Raw genomic sequence first — 7151 nt, forward strand, 5'->3', positions numbered from 1 at the left:
ATGCCTAGACTACTCAATTTGGTTGGAAATTTCTGGAAAAAGTAATAATCCTTTTATCATTGGGCGCATCCTAATTTCACTCTTACTGTAACGAAGATGACTGCTGTCTGTCAGTTGGGTAGGATACGTTAATTTGGATTTGGCTGTGGGTACGGGTTTGGCGCTTTTTTCTCCGGTAGAATGGTGGAATTGTCCGTTGCCAATTTCCGCAATTTCTCGGATTTGCTTTGCGCTGTGGCGCTGGGATTGGCTGTGTCGCCCGCCTTGTCACCGTTCCATCACAATCAGCCGCAGGGGATCGAAGCGCACATACCACGGAAATGGACGATCTTTGAGAATTTCCCATTTTTCTTTAAATACTTCCGCTTGCAGGTGGTAGTCGTTGGCATGATGGGGGGCGGTTTGTAGTTTAAGATACAAGGTCATCCGGTGCGGGGTTTCGCTGGTTTGCGCTAACCAGCACGGAAAGCTGTTTTCCCGATCGCCCGCTGGGGGAAAGTGAAATTGGTGGGCGCGATAGCCCACATAGGCGAGGGATTCGGGTAGCGGTTCGATCGCCCTCAGGGTACAACCCCAGTCTATGGCTTCCACTTGTTGCCCGCCGATCGCTCTGGCTCGCGAAAAGTTCTTACACCCGGTGAGTTGGGCGGCAATGTAGCTGGGCGGGCGTTCTAAAATGTCTTGTTTGGTCCCGTAGGCGGCGATCGCTCCATCGGCTAAAATCAGCAACTTTGTGCTAATTCGATAGGCTTCTTCTATATTGTGCGTCACGAATAAGGTCGCGCCTTCATAGGTGGCTAGGGTTTCTCGCAGTTGCTTTTCCAGTTTGTGCCGCAGGTATGTATCTAGGGCGGAAAATGGTTCGTCTAACAACAGCGCATCGGGGGCAATTGCAAGCGCTCTGGCAAGGGCAACCCGCTGCTGCTGCCCGCCCGAGAGGCGATCGCTGTGCCGTTTTTCCAATCCTTGCAAGTCCATTTGGGCGATTTTTTCGGCTACAATCCGCTCGCGTTTCCCTTTGGGCAAATGTTTTAACCCAAACTCGATATTTTCTTCCACGTTTAAATGCGGAAACAAAGCATAATTTTGAAACACGACGCCAATCCGGCGATCGCAACTCGGCAGGTTAATTCCCCGTTCGGAATCGAACAATACTCGCCCGTTTAATTCAATGCGCCCCCGGGTGGGTGTCTCTAAACCGGCAATGCAACGCAAGGTCATGCTTTTCCCGGAACCCGATGCCCCTAACAAGGCGATCGGTTCTCCGTTTTGTCCGGCAAAATTTACCCCCAATTCAAAACTTTTTAACTGGTTTTCAATATCTACCTGAAATGTGGTAGAATGCAAGCGGCCATATGTGCGAGACGGCGAAAAATTAATGAAGCGATCGCGATTTTTTCCTCTCCCTTCTCGCAACCGTTCTAATTGGTTTTGCGAAAAGTTCACCGCCGCGATCGCACTTAACGAAATCACCAATACAATTGCCACCCAGATTTGCGCTTCCCTCATCTCCCCCGCTTCCACCGCAAAATATATCGCCACCGGAATCGTTTGCGTTTCTCCCGGAATATTCCCCGCCAGCATCAGCGTCGCCCCAAATTCTCCCAACGCCCGCGCAAATGCCAATATGGTTCCCGCTACAATTCCGGGCCAAGATAAGGGTAGCATCACTTGCCAAAATATCCGCCATTCCGATGCCCCCAATGTGCGCGCCGCACTCAGCAGATTTCGGTCGATTTGCTCGAAAGCAGCTAAAGCAGTTTTGTACATCAGCGGAAACGCGACCACCGTTGCCGCGATCGCCGTCGCTGACCAAGAAAATATTACCGTAATATCGAACTGCTCTAGCAATTTCCCCCCAGGTCCGTGCTTGCCAAAAAATAGCAATAACAAAAATCCTAACACCGTGGGAGGCAACACCAATGGCGCAATAAATATTGCCTCAATCGCCGTTTTCCAGTTTCCCCGTTTCCCCATCATCCACCGCGCCGCCCCCATGCCTAAAATAAAGGCAAATCCAGTCGCCGTTACCGCAGTTTTTAAGGATATCCACAGCGGCGTTAAGTCAAATTCCATTGCCAACAATTACTCCTCAATTTAACCACTTTTTGCCTGTTTTATAGGAATTACTAAAACCAATTCCCCTTTAATCTTTCCGGTAATTATGAAGAATTCGGTAGGGTACTCGCCCTCCGGTAAATTAACTCACTGGGCTAAATCCATATTTCTCAAATACCGCTTTTGCCGCATCGGTAAATAGAAATCGCAGGTAATCTTTAGACGCCTCTGCATTTTGGGTATTTTTAATCGCGGCGACAGGATAAACGATGGGGGAATGAAGGTTTTCCGAAGCAGTGGCGCGCACCGCAATACCATCGGATTGCAGGGCATCGGTGATGTAAACAATGCCCGCATCTACGTTGCCGGTTTCTACAAAGGTTAACACCTGACGGACGTTATTCCCAAACACCATTTTCGGTCGCAAGTCGTCGTAAATGTCGAGATTGACCAATACTTCTCGCGCATATTGTCCGGCGGGGACGCTTCTCGGTTCCCCGATCGCTACTCGTTTGATATCCGATGCGAGCAAGTCTCTAAAATTGGCGATCGCCGCTCTATTTTTTGGCGTAATTAACACCATCCGATTTCTGAGTAAATCTTGCCGAGACCCGGATAGCAGCAGATTTTGTTCCTCCAGTGCATCCATTTGTCTTTTCCCCGCCGACAGGAACACATCCACTGGCGCTCCCTGTTCTATCTGTCGCTGTAAAGCACCGGATGAGCCAAAGTTATAGCGAATTTCTCTTGCTTGCTGATTTCGTTCGTAAAGGGGCTTGATTTCTTGCATCGCATTGGTTAAACTAATGGCGGCGGATACGGTTAAATTCCCCCCGCGCTGTGCTATAATCGAGCCGGACATGGAACCCCAGGCGATCGCGATCGCCAATGCCGCCACAAATCCCACCACCAACGCTACTCGTTTTTTTAGGTTCATTTTTCTGCAATATCCTTGCTTCTAAAACGACAAAAAATTCAGTCCGCTGACTCAACCGCCACCAGACTTTCCATAAGAAACCGATCTAGCAAATTTTGCCGGATAAAACTGTATCTAAAATCACAAGCATCTATAAAAAAAAACAGGCAATGGGCGCGATTTCACTCCCATTACCTCTTCTTTTTCTCTCGAATTGTGGCGGGATAGACGCCGGGGCGGATTGGCGGGCGATCGCCCCTTCCCAGTTACGAAAATTTATTGCACCTGCAACCCATAGTTTCGGAAAATATTCATCACCGCTTCTACTTGTTCGGGGGTGGGTTCTGGGGTATCTTTCAATTGATACTCATATCCGAGTTGCTGCCACTTGTATTCTCCCATTTTATGAAAGGGCAGCACTTCCACTTTCTCCACACTCTTTAACTCGGAGACAAACTGCGCCAATCCTTCCACATTCTCGGGGTCGTCGGTTAAATTCGGCACCAACACAAAGCGCACCCACATGGGTTTGTTAATCTCGCTCAAATAGTTGGCAAAATTTAGAGTCGGTTCCAGGGAAACGCTGGTGACTTTGCGGTAGGTGTCTCGGGTGTAGGATTTGATATCCAGCAGCACCAAATCTACGTAATCTAGCACCGGTTTCGCCGCTTCGAGCAAGACATAACCGGAAGTATCCAACGCGGTATGAATGCCCAATTCTTTGCAGCGACGAAAGATTTCTCGCACGAAGGCAGGTTGCATCAAAGGTTCGCCCCCAGTCACCGTCACCCCCCCGCCAGAAAAGCGCATATAGGAGCGATATTTTTGTACCTCTGCGATCAGTTCGTCCACGCTGATTTGGTTCCCTTCTCCTAGTTTTTGGCAGTCGGGATTATGACAGTAAAGACAGCGCAGGGGACAGCCTTGGGTAAAAATGACAAATCGGATTCCCGGACCATCCACGGTACCGCAGCTTTCTAGAGAATGGATTCTACCCACTACGGGGGTTTGAGACGGGGCCGATCGGTTGGGAGATAGAAAGGTTGTATTGACCATAAAAGCTCCTTTACTTGGTTTTATTATAGCATTTTTCTATAAAGAGTTTTGGCGATCGGGACAGAAGCATTAGTTTAGAAAATTAAAAGGAATCCGAAAGCTACAATAAGAATATCTAGCTTAATTTTTATTTTAAGTTCTGCGCCCTCCCTGCGTCATCCGTCTTTCGATTGGTTTCTCGCACGTTGCACCAGCCTTAGGGTAGGTTGACCCACCCTATTAATATGCTTTCCGAAAAGCTGCTGTTCTGTGTGGTTTCTACTTCTTTTCCTTTATAACCCGTTTGGGACAAATCCTCCCAGTTGTACGGGTTTTTTTAATCTTAGGGTTCATTATTTGGGTAAATATAAAAAAATTCTGAATTTCGCTTGACTTCTGCTGATAACTATGCTATGGATAAATCATTGACCCAATCCCGTCGGTGAAATTGCCTGCACTGGCAAAATCGGCTAGAGCAGTTGCTCTAACCGATTTTTGATGTTGCTTAAGCCTTGGGTGAGGCGGGCAGTCGCCCACCGCCACCGGACGGAATCCTAGATGCGTTCGTGGAACGTGCGATTAATCACATCTAACTGTTGTTCGCGGGTCAACTTGATGAAGTTAACGGCATAACCGGACACGCGAATCGTCAGTTGCGGATATTTTTCCGGATGGTCCATCGCCTCAATCAGCGTGTCGCGATTCAGCACGTTGATGTTGATGTGATGACCGCGTTCGTGGAAGTAAGCATCTAACATGCCCACTAAGTTGGTCACTTTATCCGCTTCCACTTTTCCTAATGCCTGGGGCACGATGGAGAAGGTGTAGGAAATGCCATCTTGTGAGTGCTCGTAGGGCAGTTTCGCTACGGAGGCCAGAGCGGCGATCGCACCTTTGGTGTCGCGTCCGTGCATCGGGTTCGCACCCGGGGCAAAGGGTTCGCCCGCTTTGCGTCCGTCTGGGGTGCTACCAGTCTTCTTCCCGTACACTACATTAGAAGTGATGGTCAGAATCGACTGGGTAGGCACGGAATTTCGATAGGTCTTGTGCTTGCGGATTTTGTTCATAAACTCTTTGACCAGATCGGCGGCAATGTCGTCCGCGCGATCGTCGTTATTCCCGTACTTGGGATAATCCCCTTCGATTTCGTAATCCACCACCAAGCCGCGATCGTTGCGGATTGCCTTCACTTTGGCATACTTGATGGCAGACAAGGCATCGGCAACTACCGATAATCCCGCCATTCCGCAAGCCATCGTCCGATACACATCGCGATCGTGCAGGGCCAACTCAATCCGTTCGTAGGCGTATTTATCGTGCATGAAGTGAATCACGTTCAGGGTGTTGACGTACAGTTTCGCCAACCACTCCAAGAAGCGATCGAACTTCTCTACCACATCGTCGTATTCCAGGTAGTCTCCCGTTACCGGCACGAACGGCGGCCCGATTTGTTCTCCGCTTGTCTCGTCTTTACCGCCATTGATGGCATACAGCAGCGCTTTGGCTAAGTTCGCCCGCGCGCCGAAAAACTGCATTTGTTTCCCGATTTTCATGGCGCTCACGCAGCAGGCGATTCCGTAGTCGTCGCCATATTCGGGCCGCATCAAATCGTCGTTTTCGTACTGGGTAGAGCAAGTATCGATGGAGACTTTGGCGCAAAAGCGCTTGAAGTTAATCGGTAAGCGTTCCGACCACAAGATGGTTAGGTTCGGTTCCGGTGCCGCACCGAGAGTATATAGGGTGTTCAAAAAGCGGAAGCTGCTTTTCGTAACCAGGGATCGTCCGTCTTCCCCCATCCCTCCAATACATTCCGTTACCCAGGTGGGATCTCCGGAGAACAGTTGGTTGTATTCCGGAGTCCGCAGGAAGCGCACCATCCGCAGTTTCATTACGAAGTGGTCGATGATTTCCTGAACTTCGCTTTCGCTGAGCGTACCGTTTTTCAGGTCGCGATCGAAATAGATATCTAGGAAGGTCGAAACCCGTCCCAAGGACATCGCTGCCCCATTTTGCTCCTTGACCGCACCAAGATATCCAAAGTAGGTCCACTGTACCGCTTCTTTGGCATTGGCGGCGGGACGTCCAATATCAAAGCCGTATGACGCTGCCATTTCTTTCAGTTCGTGCAGCGCTCGCGTTTCTTCGGAGATTTCTTCCCGTCTCTCGATGATGCCCTCGTCCATTACGTCGAGTTCTAAAGAGGCGAGTTGATGTGTTTTATCGACAATTAAGCGATCGATTCCGTATAGAGCCACCCGGCGGTAATCTCCGATAATTCGACCGCGCCCGTAAGCATCGGGCAATCCCGTGACCAGTCCCGAGTGCCGCGCCGCTCGAATTTCTGGGGTATAGGCATCGAAAACGCCGTCGTTATGGGTTTTGCGATACTTGGTGAAGATTTTTTCGGTTTCGGGATCGAGTTCGTAACCGTAAGCTTCTAGGGATTTCTTCACCACCCGAATTCCGCCATAGGGCATGATGGCACGTTTGAGCGGTTTGTCGGTTTGCAATCCGACGATTTGCTCTAAGTCGGGATCGATGTATCCCGCGCCGTAGCTGGCGATTCCCGAGGGAATTTTCGTTTCCGTGTCTAAAATTCCATTTTTGCGTTCTTCTTCCATCAGTTCGCTGACTTTCCCCCACAGGGTTTTCGTCCGCTCTGTGGCGTCAGCTAAAAACGCGCTGTCTCCTTCATACGGGGTGTAGTTTTTTTGAATGAAATCCCGGACGTCTACTTCTTTTGTCCATTTTCCGGGAATAAATCCTTCCCACTGGTTAGAAAGACTGCTGATGCTGTTGCTTTCTCGTGCGGGTACTTTCGGATCTACAGTTGAAACCATACGTTTCTTTCCTCTCTCGGCAATTCTTGTTTCGGTTTGTTTCCACACTTCTCTAAGATAGCATTCTTTTATCAAATTGTGTGCGTTTGTCACTGTTTCTTGAGAAGGATTTTTCCGATCGCTCTACCTACTCCTTCTGATGTATCTCCTGCTACATCCTCTTTCAAGCCCCCATAAAAATTCTTTAACCCCGATGGGGCAAGATTTATATCAACAGGTTTGTCTTTCATGGCTACCAAACTTAGATAAGTCTGGTCTTCTGGTCAGGTGAGCTTGGGAAAATAAAGTCTTACCAAGCCCCT

General features: G+C 49.2%; 5 protein-coding genes. All 5 read right to left on the reverse strand.

Annotated features, from left to right (window positions below):
• Positions 1–267: 267 nt before the first annotated feature.
• Positions 268–2076 (reverse strand): molybdate ABC transporter permease subunit, encoded by a 1809-nt coding sequence (gene modB / locus LKK83_RS09685; protein WP_324630884.1) that lies wholly within the window; start codon positions 2074–2076, stop codon positions 268–270.
• Positions 2077–2200: 124 nt separating this feature from the next.
• Entirely contained in the window at positions 2201–2995 is a 795-nt protein-coding gene (gene modA, locus LKK83_RS09690; protein ID WP_324630880.1) for a molybdate ABC transporter substrate-binding protein, read from the reverse strand.
• Between the two features lie 255 nt (positions 2996–3250).
• Positions 3251–4030, reverse strand: coding sequence for a pyruvate formate-lyase-activating protein (gene pflA, locus LKK83_RS09695; RefSeq protein ID WP_324630881.1), 780 nt, complete (start codon positions 4028–4030; stop codon positions 3251–3253).
• A 533-nt stretch (positions 4031–4563) separates the two neighbouring features.
• Positions 4564–6849: a formate C-acetyltransferase gene (gene pflB / locus LKK83_RS09700; RefSeq protein WP_324630882.1), complete on the reverse strand. Its 2286-nt coding sequence runs from the start codon at positions 6847–6849 to the stop codon at positions 4564–4566.
• Between the two features lie 89 nt (positions 6850–6938).
• Complete coding sequence (locus LKK83_RS09705; protein WP_324630883.1) at positions 6939–7079, reverse strand: hypothetical protein; 141 nt, start codon at positions 7077–7079, stop codon at positions 6939–6941.
• Between the last annotated feature and the right edge of the window lie 72 nt (positions 7080–7151).

Origin of the sequence: Phormidium sp. CCY1219, assembly GCF_035615515.1 — a bacterium.
Taxonomy (GTDB): domain Bacteria; phylum Cyanobacteriota; class Cyanobacteriia; order Cyanobacteriales; family Laspinemataceae; genus CCY1219.

Excerpts from the sequence above, each read along its gene's own strand:
- modB (WP_324630884.1), bottom strand. The coding sequence starts at position 2,076 with ATGGAATTTGACTTAACGCCGCTGTGGATATCCTTAAAAACTGCGGTA.
- modA (WP_324630880.1), bottom strand. The coding sequence starts at position 2,995 with ATGAACCTAAAAAAACGAGTAGCGTTGGTGGTGGGATTTGTGGCGGCA.
- pflA (WP_324630881.1), bottom strand. The coding sequence starts at position 4,030 with ATGGTCAATACAACCTTTCTATCTCCCAACCGATCGGCCCCGTCTCAA.
- pflB (WP_324630882.1), bottom strand. The coding sequence starts at position 6,849 with ATGGTTTCAACTGTAGATCCGAAAGTACCCGCACGAGAAAGCAACAGC.
- LKK83_RS09705 (WP_324630883.1), bottom strand. The coding sequence starts at position 7,079 with ATGAAAGACAAACCTGTTGATATAAATCTTGCCCCATCGGGGTTAAAG.